Annotated in this window: 19 protein-coding genes and 3 pseudogenes; 12 read left to right on the plus strand and 10 right to left on the minus strand. The window is 43.1% G+C overall.

Annotated features, from left to right (window positions below; all coding sequences use genetic code 11):
* Nucleotides 1-203: pseudogene (locus FZC78_RS24035) on the plus strand (group II intron reverse transcriptase/maturase); the annotation flags it as partial.
* A gap of 118 nt (nt 204-321) precedes the next feature.
* On the opposite strand, the pseudogene FZC78_RS18225 reads toward FZC78_RS24035, so the two are convergent.
* Together FZC78_RS18225 and FZC78_RS18230 are read right to left on the minus strand one after the other, a co-directional pair.
* Nucleotides 322-546 (minus strand): annotated as a pseudogene (locus FZC78_RS18225) (KGG domain-containing protein); the annotation flags it as partial.
* Between the two features lie 206 nt (nt 547-752).
* Nucleotides 753-1,427, minus strand: coding sequence for an NAD(P)H-dependent oxidoreductase (locus FZC78_RS18230; protein ID WP_148941518.1), 675 nt, complete (start codon nt 1,425-1,427; stop codon nt 753-755).
* 312 nt (nt 1,428-1,739) lie between these two features.
* Here FZC78_RS18230 and FZC78_RS18235 point away from each other — a divergent pair, with 312 nt between their 5' ends.
* Both FZC78_RS18235 and FZC78_RS18240 read left to right on the plus strand, forming a co-directional pair.
* Entirely contained in the window at nt 1,740-3,146 is a 1,407-nt protein-coding gene (locus tag FZC78_RS18235; RefSeq protein ID WP_148941519.1) for an MDR family MFS transporter, read from the plus strand.
* A 583-nt stretch (nt 3,147-3,729) separates the two neighbouring features.
* Complete coding sequence (locus tag FZC78_RS18240; protein WP_148941520.1) at nt 3,730-5,409, plus strand: sulfite exporter TauE/SafE family protein; 1,680 nt, start codon at nt 3,730-3,732, stop codon at nt 5,407-5,409.
* A gap of 330 nt (nt 5,410-5,739) precedes the next feature.
* On the opposite strand, the pseudogene FZC78_RS24390 reads toward FZC78_RS18240, so the two are convergent.
* Nucleotides 5,740-5,992: pseudogene (locus FZC78_RS24390) on the minus strand (DUF3951 domain-containing protein).
* Nucleotides 5,989-6,969 (minus strand): DUF4003 family protein, encoded by a 981-nt coding sequence (locus tag FZC78_RS18250; RefSeq protein ID WP_148941521.1) that lies wholly within the window; start codon nt 6,967-6,969, stop codon nt 5,989-5,991. The pseudogene FZC78_RS24390 and the gene FZC78_RS18250 overlap by 4 nt, the downstream one beginning before the upstream one ends.
* Before the next feature lie 255 nt (nt 6,970-7,224).
* Here FZC78_RS18250 and FZC78_RS18255 point away from each other — a divergent pair, with 255 nt between their 5' ends.
* From FZC78_RS18255 to rpsN, 4 genes are all read left to right on the plus strand, one after another.
* Nucleotides 7,225-7,485: a type B 50S ribosomal protein L31 gene (locus FZC78_RS18255; RefSeq protein ID WP_148941522.1), complete on the plus strand. Its 261-nt coding sequence runs from the start codon at nt 7,225-7,227 to the stop codon at nt 7,483-7,485.
* Nucleotides 7,486-8,070: 585 nt separating this feature from the next.
* Entirely contained in the window at nt 8,071-8,325 is a 255-nt protein-coding gene (locus FZC78_RS18260) for a type B 50S ribosomal protein L31 (RefSeq protein WP_148941523.1), read from the plus strand.
* Nucleotides 8,326-8,342: 17 nt separating this feature from the next.
* A complete protein-coding gene (locus FZC78_RS18265; protein WP_148941524.1) occupies nt 8,343-8,699 on the plus strand; it encodes a hypothetical protein in 357 nt (118 codons plus the stop codon).
* Nucleotides 8,700-8,756: 57 nt separating this feature from the next.
* Nucleotides 8,757-9,026 (plus strand): 30S ribosomal protein S14, encoded by a 270-nt coding sequence (gene rpsN / locus FZC78_RS18270; RefSeq protein ID WP_148941525.1) that lies wholly within the window; start codon nt 8,757-8,759, stop codon nt 9,024-9,026.
* A gap of 684 nt (nt 9,027-9,710) precedes the next feature.
* Here rpsN and FZC78_RS18275 read toward each other — a convergent pair.
* Entirely contained in the window at nt 9,711-10,229 is a 519-nt protein-coding gene (locus tag FZC78_RS18275; protein WP_148941526.1) for a DoxX family protein, read from the minus strand.
* A gap of 527 nt (nt 10,230-10,756) precedes the next feature.
* On the opposite strand from FZC78_RS18275, the gene FZC78_RS18280 reads away from it, so the two are divergent.
* Complete coding sequence (locus tag FZC78_RS18280; RefSeq protein ID WP_148941527.1) at nt 10,757-11,890, plus strand: zinc-dependent alcohol dehydrogenase; 1,134 nt, start codon at nt 10,757-10,759, stop codon at nt 11,888-11,890.
* Nucleotides 11,891-12,194: 304 nt separating this feature from the next.
* Here FZC78_RS18280 and FZC78_RS18285 read toward each other — a convergent pair whose 3' ends face one another.
* Entirely contained in the window at nt 12,195-12,701 is a 507-nt protein-coding gene (locus tag FZC78_RS18285; protein WP_148941528.1) for a CBO0543 family protein, read from the minus strand.
* A gap of 58 nt (nt 12,702-12,759) precedes the next feature.
* Complete coding sequence (locus FZC78_RS18290) at nt 12,760-13,260, minus strand: undecaprenyl-diphosphatase (protein WP_148941529.1); 501 nt, start codon at nt 13,258-13,260, stop codon at nt 12,760-12,762.
* Between the two features lie 187 nt (nt 13,261-13,447).
* Here FZC78_RS18290 and yfkAB point away from each other — a divergent pair, with 187 nt between their 5' ends.
* Nucleotides 13,448-14,575, plus strand: a complete 1,128-nt coding sequence (gene yfkAB, locus FZC78_RS18295; protein ID WP_148941530.1) for a radical SAM/CxCxxxxC motif protein YfkAB — start codon at nt 13,448-13,450, stop codon at nt 14,573-14,575.
* A gap of 136 nt (nt 14,576-14,711) precedes the next feature.
* Here the strand turns inward: yfkAB and FZC78_RS24615 are convergent, their stop codons facing one another.
* From FZC78_RS24615 to FZC78_RS18305, 3 genes are read right to left on the minus strand one after another with little or no spacing between them, the layout of a single operon-like run.
* Complete coding sequence (locus FZC78_RS24615; protein WP_286365506.1) at nt 14,712-14,846, minus strand: hypothetical protein; 135 nt, start codon at nt 14,844-14,846, stop codon at nt 14,712-14,714.
* Nucleotides 14,847-14,898: 52 nt separating this feature from the next.
* The gene (locus FZC78_RS18300; protein WP_148941531.1) at nt 14,899-15,360 is read right to left on the minus strand and encodes a CBO0543 family protein; all 462 of its coding nucleotides are present in this window, start codon (nt 15,358-15,360) and stop codon (nt 14,899-14,901) included.
* 12 nt (nt 15,361-15,372) lie between these two features.
* Nucleotides 15,373-15,828: a CBO0543 family protein gene (locus FZC78_RS18305; RefSeq protein ID WP_148941532.1), complete on the minus strand. Its 456-nt coding sequence runs from the start codon at nt 15,826-15,828 to the stop codon at nt 15,373-15,375.
* Between the two features lie 316 nt (nt 15,829-16,144).
* Between FZC78_RS18305 and FZC78_RS18310 the strand changes: the two genes are divergently transcribed.
* From FZC78_RS18310 to FZC78_RS18320, 3 genes are all read left to right on the plus strand, one after another.
* Nucleotides 16,145-16,564 carry a MarR family winged helix-turn-helix transcriptional regulator gene (locus FZC78_RS18310; RefSeq protein ID WP_252183675.1) on the plus strand — a complete coding sequence of 140 codons (420 nt, stop codon included), beginning with the start codon at nt 16,145-16,147 and terminating at the stop codon, nt 16,562-16,564.
* Nucleotides 16,565-16,580: 16 nt separating this feature from the next.
* Nucleotides 16,581-17,780 (plus strand): MFS transporter, encoded by a 1,200-nt coding sequence (locus tag FZC78_RS18315; RefSeq protein ID WP_148941533.1) that lies wholly within the window; start codon nt 16,581-16,583, stop codon nt 17,778-17,780.
* Nucleotides 17,781-18,102: 322 nt separating this feature from the next.
* Nucleotides 18,103-19,743 carry a catalase gene (locus FZC78_RS18320; protein WP_187445009.1) on the plus strand — a complete coding sequence of 547 codons (1,641 nt, stop codon included), beginning with the start codon at nt 18,103-18,105 and terminating at the stop codon, nt 19,741-19,743.
* Nucleotides 19,744-19,917: the final 174 nt, after the last annotated feature.

Consider the following 19,917-nt stretch of genomic DNA (forward strand, 5'->3'; position numbering starts at 1 on the left):
GGAAGAAAGTTAAAACAAAACATAGAAACCTAACGAAGTTAGGAATACAAACTAACAAGGCTTGGGAATGGGCAAATACTAGGTTGGGTTATTGGCGTATCGCTAAAAGCCCCATCTTAGATAGAGCCCTTGATAACCAATACTGGTCGAATCAAGGGCTCAAGAGTCTGCTTATGAGATATCAAACTTTGCGTTTGACTTAATTGAAACCGCCGTATACCGAACGGTACGTACGGTGGTGTGAGAGGTCGGGGGTTAGTCACCCCCTCCTACTCGATTCCCGTATTAGCGGCTGTTGTTGTTATTGCTATTACTGTTGTTGTCATTGCTGTTTTGACGGCTTCGGGCTTCTCCGCCTTTTTCACCGATTTCCTGGTAGAATTCTTTGTCGTGATTCTCGGAAGTAGCTTCTCCGCCTTTTTGGCCGATTTCCTGATAGAATTCTTTGTCATGGTTGTTTGAAGTAGCTTCTCCGCCTTTGCGGCCTGCTTCTTCCACTGACATTTTGCCGTTGTTGTTTTCGTTATTGTTGTTGTTTGTAGCCATTGTAACTCCTCCTTAAATTTTAAAAATTGTTTTTTCCATCTAAGACGATTTACACCAGCATTTCTTTAAAGGCATTCATCCAAAAAATGATTTTTGCCTTTGCTTCTTTTTTCCCCCTCTTCTTCTTCTTAAACAAGGTGGGATAAATTGGAATTCGTTTTTTGTGTGAAAAGCCCGGCACTAAAATTTAGTGCCGGGCCAATTCGTTATACCCATTTAACTATATCATCAAAGGGTCTTCTTGTTTTGGGCCTTGGTTCTTCTGTTCGGTAACCGAAAGCCGCCATAACAGAAATACTGAAGTGTCCGTCTTCAAGCAGTCCTTCTTCTTGTAAAAGATTGTTCATTTTCTCAATATTGAATCCTTCAATCGGACAGGAATCGATCCCGATTTGGGCAGCAGCTGTCATCATGTTTGCCAAGGCAATATAGGTTTGTTTGGAAGCCCAGTCATACAGAGGTCTGTCTCCCTCTAAAAGGTTAAAGTCTTCTTTCTGGAATTCCTCAATTCTGCCAAGGAATTTTTCCAGAAACTCTTCGGGAATCTTTGAGACATTTTTTAGTTGATCTTTCAGATAGTCAGAGTCGTATTTGGTATCTTCCTTGGTTCTTGCAAGGATAATAACAAAGTGGCTTGCTTCAGGAAGTTTGGTGTAGGCTCCCCAGGAAGCATTTTTGATTTTTTCGCGAAGAGCCGGATCCTGAATGACCAGGAAGCGCCAAGGTTCGAATCCAAATGAGCTGGGGGAAAGGCGGCCGGTTTCCATAATGAAACGGAAATCCTCATCGGTAATTTTTTTGTCAGGATCAAATTGCTTTGTCGCATGCCTGAAATGAAAGGCATCAAGAACTTGCTTCTTCAATTCCTCTTTGTTTTGCATTTGGTCATCTCCTTTTTCATTATGCTTTAATGATGCTGTTTCCGTAATTAATTGTTGCTTTTGGATATAGCAGAATACTAAGGATACTCACTAATTTGAAAAGAGTCATTATTAAAGTAACACAATAGAAGATATCAATTCAGCGATTTAGCTCAGACGAAAAACGAAAATAATAAGCAGATTGGTTGTCGTGAGATGCTTTTAAAGGCTAAAATTATTACGGTATCCGAAATAATGCTGCAGTGGTTTCTTTTATTGCAGTAGGGGAAGTATATAAACGTTTAACTGCATGCAAGCAAAAGGGGGAGAAAGATGGAAAAACCTGAAACTAGAGAGGAACAGGAATTTAAAATAGTGCCTATTGTGGCTATTTTGATCTCAGGCGCATTTGCAGCGATCTTGAATCAAACCCTTTTGGCAACGGCACTGCCACACATCATGAGGGATCTGGATTTAAGCGCTAATACAGCACAATGGCTGACAACTGTGTTTATGCTCGTGAACGGGGTGATGATTCCGATTACAGCTTTTCTTATCGGACGGTATACTACACGGCGGTTGTTTTTGACTGCTATGGGATTATTTGCGGCAGGAACATTCATTTGTGCAATTGCCCCCAGCTTTTTCTTTTTAATGGTTGGAAGGATTGTGCAGGCTTCCGGTGCCGGCATCATGATTCCTTTGATGCAGACCGTCCTTTTTGTCATCTTTCCAGTTGAAAAGCGCGGGTCGGCGATGGGATTGTTCGGCTTGGTTATTTCATTTGCTCCGGCAATCGGACCGACATTATCAGGTTATCTTGTCGACCAATATCCATGGCGGGTTCTCTTTTATGTTGTATTGCCGATTGCCATCATGGATTTCATTATCGCTTTTTTTGTGTTGAAGAATGTAACAAAACTGACGAACCCGAAGCTGGATGTCCTGTCGATCATTCTTTCGACACTGGGATTCGGCGGGATTCTTTATGGGTTCAGCACGGCCGGGACTGCCGGCTGGGGAAGCGCGCAGGTGCTCCTGTCATTGCTGGTGGGAGGTCTCGCCCTTTATGTTTTTATCAAAAGACAGTTCAAGCTGGAACAGCCCATCCTTGAATTCAGGGTATTCAAGTTTGGGATTTTCACTCTGGCAACCATCATAGGCATGATCATGTTCATTGCGATGATCGGAGGAGCGACCATCCTGCCGATTTATATGCAGAATATGCACGAGTTCTCCGCTTTTGAATCAGGACTGATGCTTCTGCCTGGTGCCCTGATCATGGGGATTATGAATCCTGTCAGCGGGAGGATCTTTGATAAATTCGGTGCTAAGATGCTGGCGATTGTCGGCCTGACCATTGTGACGGTTTCAACGTTCTTCTTTACCAATTTGACGACCGAAACCTCCTTTACCTACATGGCTGTTGTCAATGCAGTAAGGATGTTCGGGGTAGCTCTTGTGATGATGCCTGTTACTACTGCCGGCCTTAATCAACTGCCGCCGAGATTGATCCCGCATGGCACTGCCATGAATAATACCATGAGACAGATATCCGGTTCAGTAGGGACGGCCCTGCTGGTCACTATCATGACAAACAGTGCCCTCAATCCTTCCGAATACGGGATGGAAGGACTGGTGCACGGTGTCAATGTTTCCTTCATCGCAGCGGGAGTCGTGGCAGGAATAGGAATCATTCTGTCGTTCTTCTTGAGGAAAACCTCCCCGGCGGAGGAATAGTTCTGTGTGACAGTCACACCTCGATTTTTGTCGAAAATAGCGAGTGTAAAACCATTTGGTTGTGCACTCGCTTTTTTTGTTTGTGGCTTACCAGAATTTTTTGGAACTCTTATTAGATGGCTGTAAAGCTTAAGGATAGTGCCTTTCTTAAAGGCTGTTTTCTCATGAATTATGGTTTTCGGAAAAATCCCAAGTGCTGGATTTTTTCTCTGGAATTTTATATAGAGTAGCAGCAAAGTTTACGGAAAAAGAGCCTTCTTAAAACATTCTATTGTAAAGACCGGCCCGTCTGTCGATGATCTGATCCCTGATCCGCTTTACTTCGATAGCGTCTGTTCTCTTGAATAAATCTTTCAATAAACGTTTCATGTTCACCTCTCCTTTCTACCACTAGTGTAGGCAGAAATACGCTTGGAATTAACAATCGCAGGGATGTTTTTTTATCAGGCTTTAGAAGGAGAGGACTTCAGTCACAGCCAAGTTCCTTGAGACCGCATCAAACAAAATGAAACCAAATCCCGGCTTCATCCGTATAGATAGGTAGCAAATCAACTCTACTCCTGGAAGGGGAAACATATAAAATATGGGAAGCATTTTTTTATTTTCAATTATAGTGGGTGTGGTTATTTCTGTGCTGCTGGTGCCGCTTCAAGGTGGAAGGACCGGAAAAAAAGAGAAAAGCCATTTTAATGCCGCTGGGACTGCGGGGGTTCTTCTCATCACAGTTGCAGCAGCGTTCGGATTTTATTATCTAAGCAATCTGGATCGTAACTTTTCATCTGTATGGCTATTACTGATCATTGCTTCTGGTGCAGGTGCCATGTTGGCTGCGGGGAAGGAGCGGCTGATTAAGAGCTCTGTGTTTTTAGTAACCCTGCTGGCAGGCGCCTACCTGCTGACGGCGTTCCTATTTAATGCAGATGAGAAGTTTGAGTCTGCCAAAATGGATGTAAAAACGGAACTAGAGGCATTTGATGAACAGCAGACACCGGCCAGCGTACCGCCGAAGTTTGCCCGTAATAAAATGAAAAAGGCCTTTGGGCAGGTACCAGATACAAGTTATTACGAGCTTGGAAACCTCCAGATTCAAAAAGTGAATGGCGACTATGTATACATCGCTCCGGTGGAATTCTCAGGATTTTTCAAATGGTTCAAAGGAGACGAAACACCAGGGTATTTCACTATCAGTGCAACAGATTCATCAGACAATCCAAAGTTTGTGAAGGAAAAGATGGTCTATACACCTTCTTCCTATTTTCATAAGAACATCGAGCGCCATATCCGGATGAACTATCCGAAACAGATATTCAATGGCGATGTTCAGCTTGAAGTGGATGAGAACGGAAAACCGTATTATGTCCGTACTTATGGAGAATTCATCTCTGCCAGGAACGGCTTTAAGGCAAATGGCATCGTGGTGGTCGATCCGCAAAACGGAAAGGTGGAATCGTATAAACTGGAGGATGCACCTGACTTTATAGATGGTGCAGTATCCCCGGAAACGGTCAGTCTGCAGAACAGCTATTACGGAAATTATGTGCAGGGCTTCTGGAACAGCCTGTTCGGGAAATCAGAAGTAAAGCTGCCATCAGATGAAGGAACAGAGGCAAATGTGAGCCCGATCTTCGATGAGAACGGAGAAATGTTTTACTTTACAGACTTTACTTCTCCAAAAGAAGGAGTGGACAGTATGCTGGGCTATTCCTTAACAAATTCAAGAACGGGTGAAGCAACATTCTATACAGGTAATCTGGAAAGGTCGTACATGGACTCACAGGGAAATCTCCAAATCATCGAGAAGAAATTCATCGAGAAAAAATGGAGCGGGGAAATGCCGATCCTGTATAACTTCTATGGTGAAGCAAGCTGGCTGACGCCGGTGCTTGATCCAAATGGATTCCTCCAGAATTATTTCATTGTCTCGGCGGCAAATCCGGAAATCTCCGTATATGCAAATACTCCAAATCAGGCGCTCAAGCTGTATAAAACTGCTCTGCAGCGTGGCGGCGGCAGCGTCAATGGAAGCGGGGAAGCGGAAGAAAAGAAAGTCAGCGGTACAGTCATACGAGTGTATAAAGAAAAAACGGGAGACTACACAACGGTTTACTTCCTGATGGATGGCGGAAAAGGCTTCACCGTCTCATCGGAAAACAACCCGATGAGTATCTACCTTGAAGAAAATGACAAAGTAAACGTCATCTACCTGGATACAGGTGAAAGCTCTTTACCTGTCCGGGAAATGGATATAGAAGGGCTGCAGTAAACAGGATGCCAGGTTTCACACGCGGACATAAAGAAGTATGTCCGTGGTGATACCTGGCATGTTTATTTTAGCAAAGGCTAATTGGAGAGTAGATTATTATCTTTCCAGATGTGCGGCACTGCGGGGCGGCTGGTGAGCCTTGGTTTCGCTTGGGTTGGTGTCTATCGGTTAATCGCCCTGCTACAGAGGGTTTTTTCAATTTTAGCAGGGTGTTTATCGGGTATTGACCGTTTGTTTCACCAACCCGCTAGTCCAGCAGGATAGCTCATACCTACAGCTGCAATAAGTCCTATTGGATTTTGAATAATAGACAAAGAACCCCGCAACCATTTAGAGAATCAAGGTTTCTGTGAGGGTTCTTTTAGTAAGGTTTGCCTGTTGGGGCGGGACATGGCGCTGATCTACATCTTCGGCAGGCAATTTTTGTTCTTCATGGAATTTGACTTCCTTCCGGCCAGTTACCTGGTCAAAGGGAGAGTAGAACAGAGTGAGGCTTTTTATTGTAGAAAACTTTATAAAAACCGATGGAAACAAGCACGATGATGGCTGCACGGAAGACGGCCAGGATGCAGGCGGGTTTCAATCTGAGCCGTCTGTCGTACTGGAGGCTCCTGCAGCACCGGATATAGCAGCAAATGAAGCTGCCTGTTGTGCTTGGATAAGGGTCTCGATGGTCGTATACAAGCTGGTTTCCACTAGGGAAGAATGCTCAATTTTATCAGAGATATAGAAGCTGACAGCCATCATGAAATTGATGTCCTTATGCCACTTGAATTGCTTTTCGGCGTTTAGTGTTTCCCAAATATCTTTTATTGCAAAAAGATGATCCTCGCTGTCCGATAAGAAGGAAAGTACGGCTAATTGCGGATACAAGTTGGCTTTCGGTTTGATCCCCAATTGCCTCATCCGGTCAAAAAGGGTAGTGCAGCGGGATATCAGTTCGTTTGGATCCGGATTTTCATGAAGAGACAGAATATGGCTCATACTCTGCAGGTCATTGCCTTTCCGGAACCCCTTTTGGTCAAGAGTATTGTAAAAGTCTTCTATTCTTACAATCAGGGAATCGATTTCCTGATTTCGCTCTGACAGAAGCATTGCCAAGGGGTAATCACTCTGGCCAGTAAGGAAAAAATGTTCTTCCCGCATCTTTTTAAAAATGCGCATGGCGAGAGAAGCTGAGTCTGCCTTATCCTCATGAGAGCACAGAACCATGGCTGCGATATAACTGTAGACCCCTCTATTGAATCCTTTTTCTATGAGAGCCTCATAACTCTTGCTAAAATCGGCAAATGCTCCTTCAGGATTGCTGAAACGGGTGTCTAGCATAGCGGCAATGGTAAAGCGGAGCTGGGATTTAAGTGTTGAAAATATACCGGCCTCATTTTTAATAAAATCACTAAGCTTCTGAAAACGATCCAAATCGAACTCACGCTCACTTGTCACATAGAGGGAAGCGGCCATCATAATTGCTCTGCTATCGGATACCTTCCAGCGCAGATTGCTTCTTAACTGTGAATAAATGTCCTTATATCTGTCAACCTTTCTCATTACATCATTCATCCAAGACACTTCCTTATCGAAAACTTATTCTAGTTTTATATACGGCTCATTCAGACAAAAGATTCATGGAAAAAGGAAAAGGATTACATTTACGATTGCTGGTAAAATACAGGGGGGCTGAAGGTTTAAATGGCAGTTTAAACGTGAATACAAACTATATGGAGGGTCTTTGTGCTGCGAAAAGGACTGCATCCTTAAGAAGTAATAACCATCCTCATAGCGATTAAGAATATAATCAAAAAGGAGGTTTTCTCAATGAAACAAGGAATACATCCAAACACTCAAAAAGTAGTTTTTATGGATACGAACAGCGGCTATAAGTTTCTGACCAGTTCCACTTTAAAAACTTCGGATACGATAGAATGGGAAGATGGAAACACCTATCCTCTCATTAAAGTCGAGGTCAGCTCAGACACACATCCTTTCTATACCGGAGTGCAGAAATTCGCAGACCGCGGAGGCCGTGCAGACCGCTTCATGAAAAAATATAATATGAGGCGTCCGGATGATAAATAAACAGATGCCAAAAAACGGATCCCATTGACGGATCCGTTTTTTGATGTGATAAAGAAGTCGGGCAAAGCAGGAATATTGTAAAAGATAAGAAAGTATAAAATTCTTAGAGCGAAAATTAGGCAGCGTTTCTGAATCCAGCTTCAGCGCTCAGCCCCTCGGGATCAAATAACCCCCGGACAATAAAGGAAAGACCGCCTTTTTTTCTGCGGGGAACATTTGCCTGTCGGGGCTAAAAGGGGCGCTTGCGCATTTTTATACCTCAGCAGAAGGCAGCCATGCACAGAAGTAAGAATCTTTTTCGAACGGCAATAACCATCAAGATTTAGTGCCGTCTTTTTTTGATATAGTCCGCAAATAGGGAGCGGGAGCGTTTCTGAATCCTGCTCAGCGCCCGAGGGTCTTATCCACTGGAACGGACTTCCGTTTTTTCCTCTTTGGAATATTTGCCTGTGGGGTTGAAAGGTGCGCTTGTGCTTTTTTTCTGAAAACCTTAGGGTTGCAAAGACTATTTTTTTCTGTTTTAATAATGGATAGAACTTAATCGTAATAATTACGATTTAATAAAATTACTGGAGGTTTTCTAAAATGAAACAAGGAATTCACCCTGATTATCAAAAAGTAGTCTTCATGGATACAAACAGCGGATATAAATTTCTAACAAGTTCGACGATAGGGTCAACTGAAACAATTGAGTGGGAAGATGGCACCACGTATCCTCTGATAAAAGTGGAAGTCAGTTCGGACACTCATCCGTTCTACACCGGAGTTCAGAAGTTCGCCGACCGGGGAGGCCGGGCAGACCGTTTCCTGAAAAAATACAATATGGAACGCTCGAATTAACTCGGAGGATGAATGATATGAACGAACATTTAATGGAAATCCTGGCGCGGGAAATTGTAAACGGACTTCCTCCTCATAAGAGAGAAGTTTATCAATATGTGGTCGGAGTGGAAGATGAACTGGCTTCCCAATCAAACACTTCCGAACAGTTCATGTCCCTGCTTGTCAAACACGCACCTCATAAACAGGCGGCATCCCGCTTTAATATGACGTATGGACAGCTGATGGTTCTGATGAAGGAAATTGAAAGCGAAATTGATGAAAAGCTAAAGCGAAAAGAATCTAATGCAAGATGGATTGATTACTCGGATCACGTCAAGGGAAATAGCGGAAGTCGAAACAACAGAATTATGCAATTCCTGTTTATGATATAAAATTTTTTGTTCTATAAATCGTAATGATTACGCATTCATCAGAGAGGAAGATAACAAATGGCCAAAAAATCCAAAGTGGTTAAAGAGAAAAAACGTCAGGAAATTGTTGAACGATATGCGGAGTTAAGGAGAGAGCTTAAAGAAAAAGGGGATTATGAAGCATTGAAAAAACTGCCTCGAGACTCTTCTCCCACACGGTTGAAAAATCGCTGTGAAGTCACAGGGCGCCCGCGCGGATATCTTCGCAAATTTAAAATGTCCCGTATTGCTTTCAGGGAGCTGGCACATAAAGGACAGGTTCCTGGAGTGAAAAAGTCCAGCTGGTAAAAGGACAAAGGAAGATATGTACAATTGGATTATTATAGGCGGCGGTATCCATGGGTGTATGCGGCCGAAGTGTTCATTAGGAGCATTCTATGTGCCACTTGAATAGTGAGATGCGTCCGAAGTGTTCATTAGAAGCACTCTATGTGCCACTTGGCTTGTGAAATGCGGCCGAAGTGTTCATTAGAAGCTTTCTATGTGCCACTTGAATAGTGAAATGCATCCGAAGTGTTCATTAGAAGCTTTCTATGTGCCACTTGGTTTGTGAAATGCATCCGAAGTGTTCATTAGGAGCATTCTATGTGCCACTTGAATAGCGAGATGCATCCGAAGTGTTCATTAGAAGCATTCTATGTGCCACTTGGTTTGTGAAATGCATCCGAAGTGTTCATTAGAAGCTTTCTATGTGCCACTTGATTTGTGAAATGCAGCCGAAGTGTTCATTAGAAGCTTTCTATGTGTCACTTGGGCAGAGAGATGAAAAATTTAGAGTGGTGGAATTGGCAGTGGAGATCTCTAGAAACAGGAGGAAAGGTACAAGCGGAGGCCTTCATAAGGTATGAAAGGAAGGAGGTATAGAGAGGGGTGTAGTAATAAATGTATCTGGCCCACGTGAAGAACCGCGCATCTCCCCTATTTAAACAGGGGAGACGCGCGGTTCCTTATATTCTATTTGCGGTTTCTTAATTAGTGAAGGACAGCATGTTTATGGCCAGCTTTTCCGCCTCTGCGGGCTTTCCTGTTGGCCAATCCTTTTTGGATATAAGGGAGAGCAAACCGATCGATTCCCCAGAAGTAAGCTCCGCCTCCAGTGAAAAGAAGGATGATTGCTGCAGTGTAGAGAACAGGGTTTGTGCTTACTGTGCCAGCCAGCAGGAAGTTTAGATTCATGAATGCTGCTGCAAGTAAAGCCGGGATTGTTGCCGCCCCCATGATAAGGCCGAGACCTACCAGTACTTCACCCCAAGGAATCAAGATATTAAAGAGTTCTGCATTTGGAAGAGCAGCATTTTCAAGGAAGGCTGCATACCAGCCTTGTACGGCCGGCTGTTCACCGCCTGCCTTAGCTATTGCGCCTTGCAGGAACCCAGTTGTATCAAAACCATCCGCTACTTTATGCCAGCCGGCTTCAAGCCATTGAATCCCGAGCCATATTCTTAATACAGTCCAGACCATCGCAGCTTGAGGAGTTTTCCACCATCTCATTATAAACATCTCCTTAGTGTTTGTGAATAATTTCACATATTTAGTCGAGAAAATTTGAGTTAAAGCCGGCCAGCTTTCGATTTGCTTAGAGAGCAGGTGGTGAGGATCTTATGCTTTAAGTTTGTGAATGTTTTCACTTACTCTCTACACTTATAATATACTCCCGTTGGACCGGTTTGGCAACGGTTTTCACATATCTTTCACAATCTGTTTTTTACGTGAAGCACTGCTCTCTCGCTGAGTGGAGGAACTGCCTGATTCCCCAGCGTCAAAAATAGGAAATCGTTGATTGAGAGGGGAAAGTTGTTGATAGAAGTGCTGAAATCGTTGATAGGACCCTGAAAATCGTTGATAGAGAAGGAGATTTCGTCCATAGAACCATCATTTTCGTTGATAGGACTCCCCCCTAAAGTCCGAAAAAATCAGCCTTAAATAGTAGATACAGAATAAGGAAAAACTCATCTTCAGCCAGAATACTTTTTTGCCAAGGGGGTATAGTTTTATATTCCACAATTAGGAGGCTGATTATGAAAGCTGTTACGTATCAGGGTTCAAAGGATATCCAAGTTAAAGAGGTTGAAGACCCGAAGATCCAGAAGCCGGATGACATTATCGTCAAAATTACATCCACGGCGATTTGCGGTTCTGATCTTCATTTGTATCAAGGAAACCTGCCATTGAGACCAGGCTATATCATTGGTCACGAACCTATGGGGATCGTCGAGGAAACGGGTCCTGATGTTACGAGGGTGAAAAAAGGGGACAGAGTCGTTCTTCCTTTCAACGTTTCCTGCGGACACTGCTTTTACTGCCAGCATGATATGGAAAGCCAATGTGATAATGCCAATCCGCATAAAGATACTGGAGGATACTTCGGATATACCGAGCAATATGGTAACCATCCGGGCGGGCAGGCGGAATACTTACGGGTTCCTTTTGGGAACGCGATGCCATTTAAAGTGCCGGAGTCATGTGACTTAGCAGACGAGGCTTTGTTGTTCATGTCTGATGTGCTGCCGACCGCTTACTGGAGTATTGAGCACTCTGGAATGAAGCCGGGAGATACAGTCATTGTCCTCGGGTGCGGTCCCATTGGTTTGATGGCCCAGAAATTTGCCTGGATGAAAGGCGCCGGCAGGGTCATTGCTGTAGATAATCTGCCTTACAGACTGAATAAAGCCAAACAAAATAATAATGTAGAAATCTTTAATTTTGATGAATTCAAGGAAATGGGACATCACCTGAAAGAAGTAACCGGCGGAGGAGCAGACATCGTCATTGACTGTGTCGGTATGGATGGTGAAAAGAATGCACTCGAAAAAGTGGAGCAGAAGTTAAAAATTCAAGGCGGAACGCTGAGTGCAATCAATATTGCGAAAGATGCTGTCAGGAAATTCGGTACCGTCCAGCTGACAGGAGTGTATGGCATGATGTACAACATGTTCCCGCTGGGCAATTTCTTTGAGAGGAACGTCACCTTGAAGATGGGCCAGGCCCCTGTAGTTCACTACATGCCGGAGCTTTTTGAGAAAATTACGTCTGCCGAGCTGAATCCGACCGAGATCATCTCTCATATTATGCCAATGGATCAGGCTGCAGACGCCTATAAGATCTTTAATGATCATGAAGATGACTGCATCAAAGTCGTACTGAAACCTTAGTGAAAGTCATGCCTTAAAACAGGCCGAAAAATCTTTGCGGAGATATTTAAAGCAGCACACCCCTCCCCGATTTAGTCAGGAGAAGGGTGTGCTGTTTTTTAAAATAAAAGGCTCTTTTCTAAAAGATTGTCGCTTTTGGTGCTACTTTAACTCCTCCTCATTTTCAGGTGGAAGGATTGTAGCGGAGTCGTTCGCCTGGAGCGGAAATCCATTATTTTTAAATAGCCGCAATCTTTGCGGAAACAGCCAAAGAAAATCAGCCTGTCCTCGTCATCTCGAGAAGTGAATTTTATGAATAGGTAAATCAACTCAAAGGAATATCAAATAACCAAATCATCATGATTGTAATAAAGGCGGATAGGAAATAAGTAAGAAACGGTCTTGAGAAATGCAGGCGGATCATACTATACATGACAATGTAAAAGAGGATGTCCATCCAATATTCATAACCGTTTTGCAGCAGCAGCTTTTCAAATTTATAAAAAGGGTATTCAATTATAAAGGAGGCTCCCGACCATATGGCTATGAACCTGACTTTTACTAATAGGCAGGCGGTGAATGGAAAAAAGGTAAGAAATAACAAGGTGATTGCCGGCAGATTGATAAAAGAATAAAGAATGTCTACCAAAATATGTGACTTTGGATAAAAGTCCGGAGAATATTCCCAAAGCAGTTTATCCTGAGCAATATGATTATAAAGGAGATTGCATATAATGACATAGGAAATTGTCAGATGATATTTCTCCCATTCCCTCCAATTTCCTTTTAAAAAACCGAAAAGCAATAATGTGAACGTCAATACAATATGCATAGCATCACCCATACTTATTTTTAGTAAAAGCTTGTAATATATCCAGGAGACAGTTTACTCAGCGGGCTGTCTTTTTGGGGGGGAAGAAAAAGTGTGCCACCCAGCTTGTAAAAGATCCAATCAAAGCACTGCCGATGATATCTGAAGGATAATGGTGACCCACCCATACGCGGGATAACCCTGTCAGTACAGACAAACAGGTAAATATCAAGCCCAGCGTGCGATGATAAAATAAGATAGTACTCGAAACAGCAAATGCAAGCAGGGTGTGTTTACTGGGAAAGCTGGAATTCCGTTTTGAAGGGATCAGGATTCCTACCCGCATGTTGACAAAAGGACGGGGCCGGAAATGAAACATTCTGATCATGCTGCCGAGAAAAAGAGAAAATGCCCCTGATAGGAGTGCAACCCTTGGAATGGATTTATTTCGGAACCAAAGGATCACCAGAACAAATAGATAGATATACCGCATCTTATTAGAAACCAGCATCATTATCCGGTTGAGAGAATCAGTGCGTTTGGAGAGAGAATGTATTGCCCAGAAGAGCCAAAGATCCATTGTGACTTCATTCCTTTCAGGAGGTGCTCAAGTTTTTACTTGGAGCTTTCTTAAAATTAACCTGCCCGGCTGCTCAATAATCTATACTATGATCAGAAGTGCATTGAAAAAAGTGATAGAATCCCGTAAGATTTCATATGGTATGAAGAATGACTCAATAGGAGTATTTTGAAAGGAAGTTACATAGATGCTTTTAAATATGAAAGAAAACCTGCCGCTCTCCCCTGTGAACGATCCCTGGGAAGCATATATGGATGTTGAAGAATACGGAAGGATGACTTTATCCAGTGTCGAGTTTACGACAACAACCCTTTGTAATATGCGCTGCAACCACTGTGCTGTAGGGTATACTCTGCAGCACAAGGACCCTGACGCACTTCCGATGGAGCTGATTTTTAAAAGGCTTGATCAGATTCCTTCTCTGAGGACCATCTCTATTACCGGCGGGGAACCGATGATGTCAAAAAAATCAGTTGAGAATCATGTGCTTCCGCTGTTGAAATATGCGCATTCCCGTGGTGTGAAAACGCAAATTAATTCAAATCTCACTCTTCCGTATGAAAGGTATGAGCCTATTGTGCCTTACCTGGATGTGCTTCATATCTCCCATAACTGGGGAACAGTTGAAGAGTTTGCAGAAACAGGATTTGCCAGGATGGACAGAAAGCCTTCCGAGAAGCAGAGAGCAGGTTACTTTGTACGCATGGTTGAAAACTCAAAACGGTTATCTAGCGAAGGGGTCATGGTATCAGCCGAAACCATGCTTAATGGACGGACTTTTCCTTATTTGGAAAAAATTCATGACCATATTATTGAAATGGGGTGTACGCGCCATGAGGTGCATCCGATGTATCCTGTCGATTTCGCGAAAGATTTGGAAACATTGAATCTCGATGAAATCCGGGAGGCGATCAAGAGACTTTTGGACCATCGCAATAAAGAGGTATGGATGCTGTTCGGAACGCTTCCATTCTATCCTTGCAGTTCATCCTCAGAAGAGCTTGAACTGTATCAGCGTCTTTATAAAGAAAAAAATGTCACGGTCAGGAATGATCCGGACGGCCGTTCCCGCTTGAATGTAAATATATTTTCAGGAGATATCATCGTAACGGATTTCGGGGACGAACCAGGATTGGGCAACATCCAGGACACAACACTGACAGAAGCATATGAAAGCTGGAACCAGACGAAAACAGCCCGGTCTTTGAGCTGCCACTGCCCAGCTGTCAAATGCCTGGGACCGAACGTACTTGTCAAAAATACGTACTATTCCGATGATGATTTTCAGACGAAGAGAGCCAAAATCGGGTTGTGACAGTTAAACCGAAATTTCTACCACATAACGCAGAGACCTCCTCGTTTCAGGGAACGAGGAGGTTTTTTGCTGCTTTCATTCTCTAATTTACTAAAAGGGATGATCCTTCTTAGTGAATTAAGGTGCAATATTACTTTTATTTTTCAGATTCCTCGAATTTTGAAAGCAGTTCGTTTGTTCTGGATAGAAGTGTCCCACTGAAAATTATGGTTGCAGCCAAGCTCAGCAATGAGAAGAAAATCATTACTACGAAGTGATTTTCGGTACGCATATGTAACCTCCAAAGTAGTAGAATAGGTATATTATTCCATAATAGGATGATTTTATGCAGGAGACTGCTTTGCGAGTTTCTTTGTGACAACCCAGTTAAGGAGAACCAAGCAGAAAATCAAACCATATTTCAAAGGAGTATAATAAAGCTTCCAGCCATCGTACTTAATGACAGACAACTGGACCATGCCCCACTCTATCAGCGTCAGCAATAAAGCCCATCCAATAAGATAAAGAATCCGCCAAGCCATGCTGAGCTTCTGTGGAAACAAATTCAATAAAATTAAGCAGGTTAAGGGGTACAAACAGAGACGGAACATGAAATCTATATAATGGACTTCCGCATCACTTCCATAGTAGTAGAGATTGAACCTGCCTTTGAATAGAGCATCAAAAGCCAGAGCGGAATAAAGCGAACTAAAGAAAACGCTGTAAATTTCAATGCGTTTTAACTTTTTGGGCGTGAGGAAGTAAACCAACAATAAAGTGACTGCAATAGAAATTAATACGACCATCTGCATACCTCGTTACTTATGAGAAATCAGCTTTTTGACTAATTTATAATTGAGAAGCTGTATAACAAATAAAAGGGGATAAATTGGTACGGAATAGACTAGTTTCCAGCCTGAATACATAAAAAGGGAGGAGTGGCTGGCAGCGGCCCATTCGTAAAATAAAGAAAAGATAGTCCAAATGAGAACATAGGAGATCTTCCACAAAATCGGTCTTTCAAATGGAAACAGGCTGAGGTAGAGGATGGTGATTGCTGGATAAATGCCGATTGCGGCCGCATAATCAATCAACTCAACTCCCGGTTTGAAGTAGGCATAGAGATGATACATACCGCCAAGGATAGAGTCAGCAAACAAGGCCAAATAGATTGAGAAGATGGAACAAGCATACATTTCTAACGGAGAAAGCTTGCTGGGAATCTTCCATGCTAAAAAAACTGCAACCACAATGGTACTCCACATCAATATCATACAATCATCCTATTTTTTCGTTTAGTATCACTCTTGCCTGATGGATTATTCTTCATACACTTGTTTGTTTAATAAGTGAAATCCTCATAAAAGAACTCGATTAGAGGATAAATACCGGTTAATACCCTGATTGAACAGAAAAGCAAGATTATTAGCGGTTTTAACCACCAGCTACCATAGAAGGCTTCCATACAATAGTGTGACGAGAAGAAAAACACTTAAATTGTTACTCAAGTACTTACCTAGGTAAGTATAAAGTGGTATACTGATTAAGGTTTTAATTACCCAGATAACTAACTCAATTGAGGTGGAGATTTTGAAAGAAAATAATCATATGCTATTTCATTCAGTCAATCAACTTTCGAGAAGGTTGACCAAGCATCTGAATGAGGCATTGGAACCTTATGGACTTTATAGCGCGCAGTGGTCGGTCCTATATGTATTGAGAGAAAAAGGGACGCTGACACAAAAAGCCTTAAGTGAATATCTTGCGGTGGAAGCACCGCCAATGACCCGGACGATTCAGAGACTTTTAAAACAGGAATTCATTCAGCAGAAATCCAGTGACGAAGATAAAAGAAAAAAATATATCATGTTATCTCCAAAAGCAGAAGCAGAGTTCCCGGTGTGGGAAAAAGCAGTTCTTGAGAAGAATGAAGAGTTAATAAGGAAGCTTTCTTCTCCATCACAAGAAAACTTGCAAAAGATTTTGAATGAATGGCTCAAACAGATTTAGAAAGAGGTAATGCAGCATGATTGAAAACAAACCGCCTTTATGGACACGGAATTTTATCGGTATCAGTATCAGTAATTTCTTTTTATTCATGACATTTTATTTCCTGCTCGTCACGATTCCCATTTATGTTGTTGATCACTTGAACGGTGAAAAATCACAGGCCGGATTGATGATCACGATCTTCCTTATTTCTGCCATCCTTATTCGCCCTTTTTCAGGCAGGTGGATTGAAAAGTATGGGAGCAGGGTGATTTTGCTCTGTTCGTTAATTGTATTCTTTGCAGCAAGCCTGCTGTATTTTTTAGCAGACAGCCTTGAGGTATTGTTCCTGGTGAGGTTCATTCATGGAATTGGTTTTGGGATGGCGACGACAGCGGCGGGTTCTATAGCCGCGACTACGATTCCGGATTCCAGAAGAGGCGAAGGGATGGGCTACTTCATTCTATCCTCCAACTTTGCCATGGTAATCGGACCATTCCTTGGATTGACTGCTCTTCATAACTGGGGAATAACCATCATGCTGCAAATTGCCGGATCGGCAGCATTCTTGGGGCTTTTATCAGGACTGTTAATTAGAATGAAAGAAGAGAAGAAGGAGGACAGAAAGCTTGTACGGGTGAACTGGAAAGAGGCAGTCTTCGAAATCAAAGCGGTTCCAGTTGCATTAGCAGGTGCTTTTTTTGCGATTGTTTACTCATCGATCCTCTCCTTTGTATCCGTCTATGCGGGAGAAATCGGCCTCAGCCATGTGGCCAGTTTCTTCTTTGTGGTATACGCCGTTGTACTGCTGCTTTCCCGGCCGTTCACAGGCAAGTGGTACGATCTGCACGGCCCCAACTTCATTGTTTATCCTGCCATTGTTTTGTTCGCTGCGGGGATGTTGATCCTGGGCACTGCTCAGTCTGCCATTTTCTTTTTGGCAGCCGCTGCCTTTGCCGGATTGGGCTGGGGTACATTGTTTCCAACCTTTCAAACGATTGCCATTCAGGCGTCACCTCCTAAACGGGCAGCCATGGCAACCGCAACCTTCCTGTCTATTTTCGATATAGGAATCGGGCTGGGTTCATTCCTGGTTGGTCTTGCAGCAGCCAAGATCAGCCTAGGTGACTTGTACACCTACAGTACTGGTTATATCTTGGCAGGAATACTGCTTTACTATTTTCTGCAGGGGCATAAACTAAAAAGAGAAAAGAAAAAAGAAGTCAATGCAGCTTGATAAGTCATTCTTATCAGGCTTTTTTTAGTCTCTATAAGTTAACTTTTTTGCATTGTAGATGCCATTTTACGTCCTTCTTTTTTACGTAGAGCGATTGGAGCGGAAAGATTTTTTTTAACAGCAGCAATGTATGCGAAAACAGACTTTTTAAAAGTAAAAGTCACACCTGGTTTCTGTAGAAGTAAAGCAGTTCCTGGGGGGAAGTTAATCATTCAAAAAAATCCCAATTTAATCATGAATTTCATGAATATACCACTCAAAAGAGGGTATAACAGTAAAAGTGATTTTAAAGGAGGTAATTTTTTTGGCAGATGAAAAAGATATGAACCAATCAGGCGGAAAGGACGGGGAGAAAAAAGAGACTCTGACAACACGTCAGGGACACCCCGTTTATGACAACCAAAATACACGTACGGTTGGAGACCGGGGACCAGCTACCCTTGAGAATTATCATTTCATAGAGAAGATATCCCACTTTGACCGGGAAGAAGTACCGGAGCGTGTGGTGCATGCCCGCGGTTCAGGAGCATTCGGATACTTTGAAACATATGGAAAAGCCGGCGATGAACCGGTAGAAAAATATACACGTGCAAAAGTATTTTCAGGTGCAGGAAAGAAAACACCTTTAATGGTCCGTTTCTCAACAGTGGCAGGGGCGAAGGATTCTCCTGAGACGGCTCGTGACCCGCGCGGATTTGCAGTGAAAATGTATACGGAAGAAGGAAACTGGGACCTTGTCGGAAACAATCTTAAAATTTTCTTTATCCGTGATGCAATGAAGTTTCCGGATATGATTCACGCTTTTAAAGCAGATCCAGCTTCAAATGTACCGAATCCGGAAAGGATGTTTGATTTTGTTTCACGTACACCAGAGGCGACACATATGATCACATTCCTGTTTTCACCATGGGGCATTCCAGCTACATACCGTCATATGCAGGGTTCCGGCGTCAACACATATAAATGGGTGAACGATAAGGGCGAAGCGGTCTTGGTGAAGTATCATTGGGAGCCGAAACAGGGTATCCGCAACTTGACCCAGGATGAGGCAGATTCTATTCAAGCCAAGAACGTAGCTCATGCGACTCAAGATCTGTATGAATCAATTGAGCGCGGGGAGTATCCGGAATGGGAGCTGTTTGTTCAGATCATGGAAGATGATTACCATTCGGAACTTGATTTCGATCCTCTTGATGATACAAAACTTTGGCCGGAAGATAAATTTCCTTGGCTGCCTGTCGGGCGTATGGTCCTCGACCGCAATCCCAAGGACTTTCATGCCGAGATAGAGCAAGCTTCCTTCGGTACTGGAGTCTTGGTTGATGGAATGGACTTTTCAGACGATAAGATGCTTCAGGGACGTACATTCTCTTACTCTGACACCCAGCGTTATCGTGTCGGGGCAAACTATCTGAAACTTCCGGTGAACGCACCAAAAGCGCCTGTTCATACAAACCAGCAGCGCGGGCAGATGGATGTGCGCGATCCTAAAGAATCCGGTGAAAATCCGCATATCAATTATGAGCCATCCATGCTCGGCGGATTTAAGGAAGCGGATCCAGAAGGACGCAAACCTCATCGTCCAACCTATAACGCAGCAGCTATGACTGCGCCGATTGACCGTCCAAATAACTTTGGCCAAGCAGGGGACACATACCGGAGCTTTGAAGATTGGGAGCGCGATGAATTAATCAAGAACCTCTCTGATGCCCTTGCAATCTGTGATAAAAAAATTCAAGATGCCATGATCGATTACTTTACGCAAGCGGATAAAGATTACGGCCGCCGGGTGAAGGAAGGCATTGAAATGAAGATGAAGGAAATGAAAGAAATGAAAGACGTGGAACTAGACAAAGTTCCAGGCCGTGAATCAGGTAAAACCAGATATGGCCAAGGCTCTTTAAGTGCCAATCAAGCAGCAGATGATGCTTCTAAGAAAGGCCATGAAGCTGATCCTTATTAATAGGGCGAAGGCAGGTTTCTGCCGGCTATGAAAAAACAGGGATAGCGGATCCTGCTTTTTAAAATTAAATACCTGAAAAGCACTCCAATTTGGGGTGCTTTTTTATTGTGGCCGAGCGGCAGTCACGCGCCGGATTTTGGCGAACAAAAATCAGGTTATTTTTAAATATATTAA

Source organism: Rossellomorea vietnamensis (genome assembly GCF_008180415.1).
GTDB lineage: Bacteria > Bacillota > Bacilli > Bacillales > Bacillaceae_B > Rossellomorea > Rossellomorea vietnamensis_C.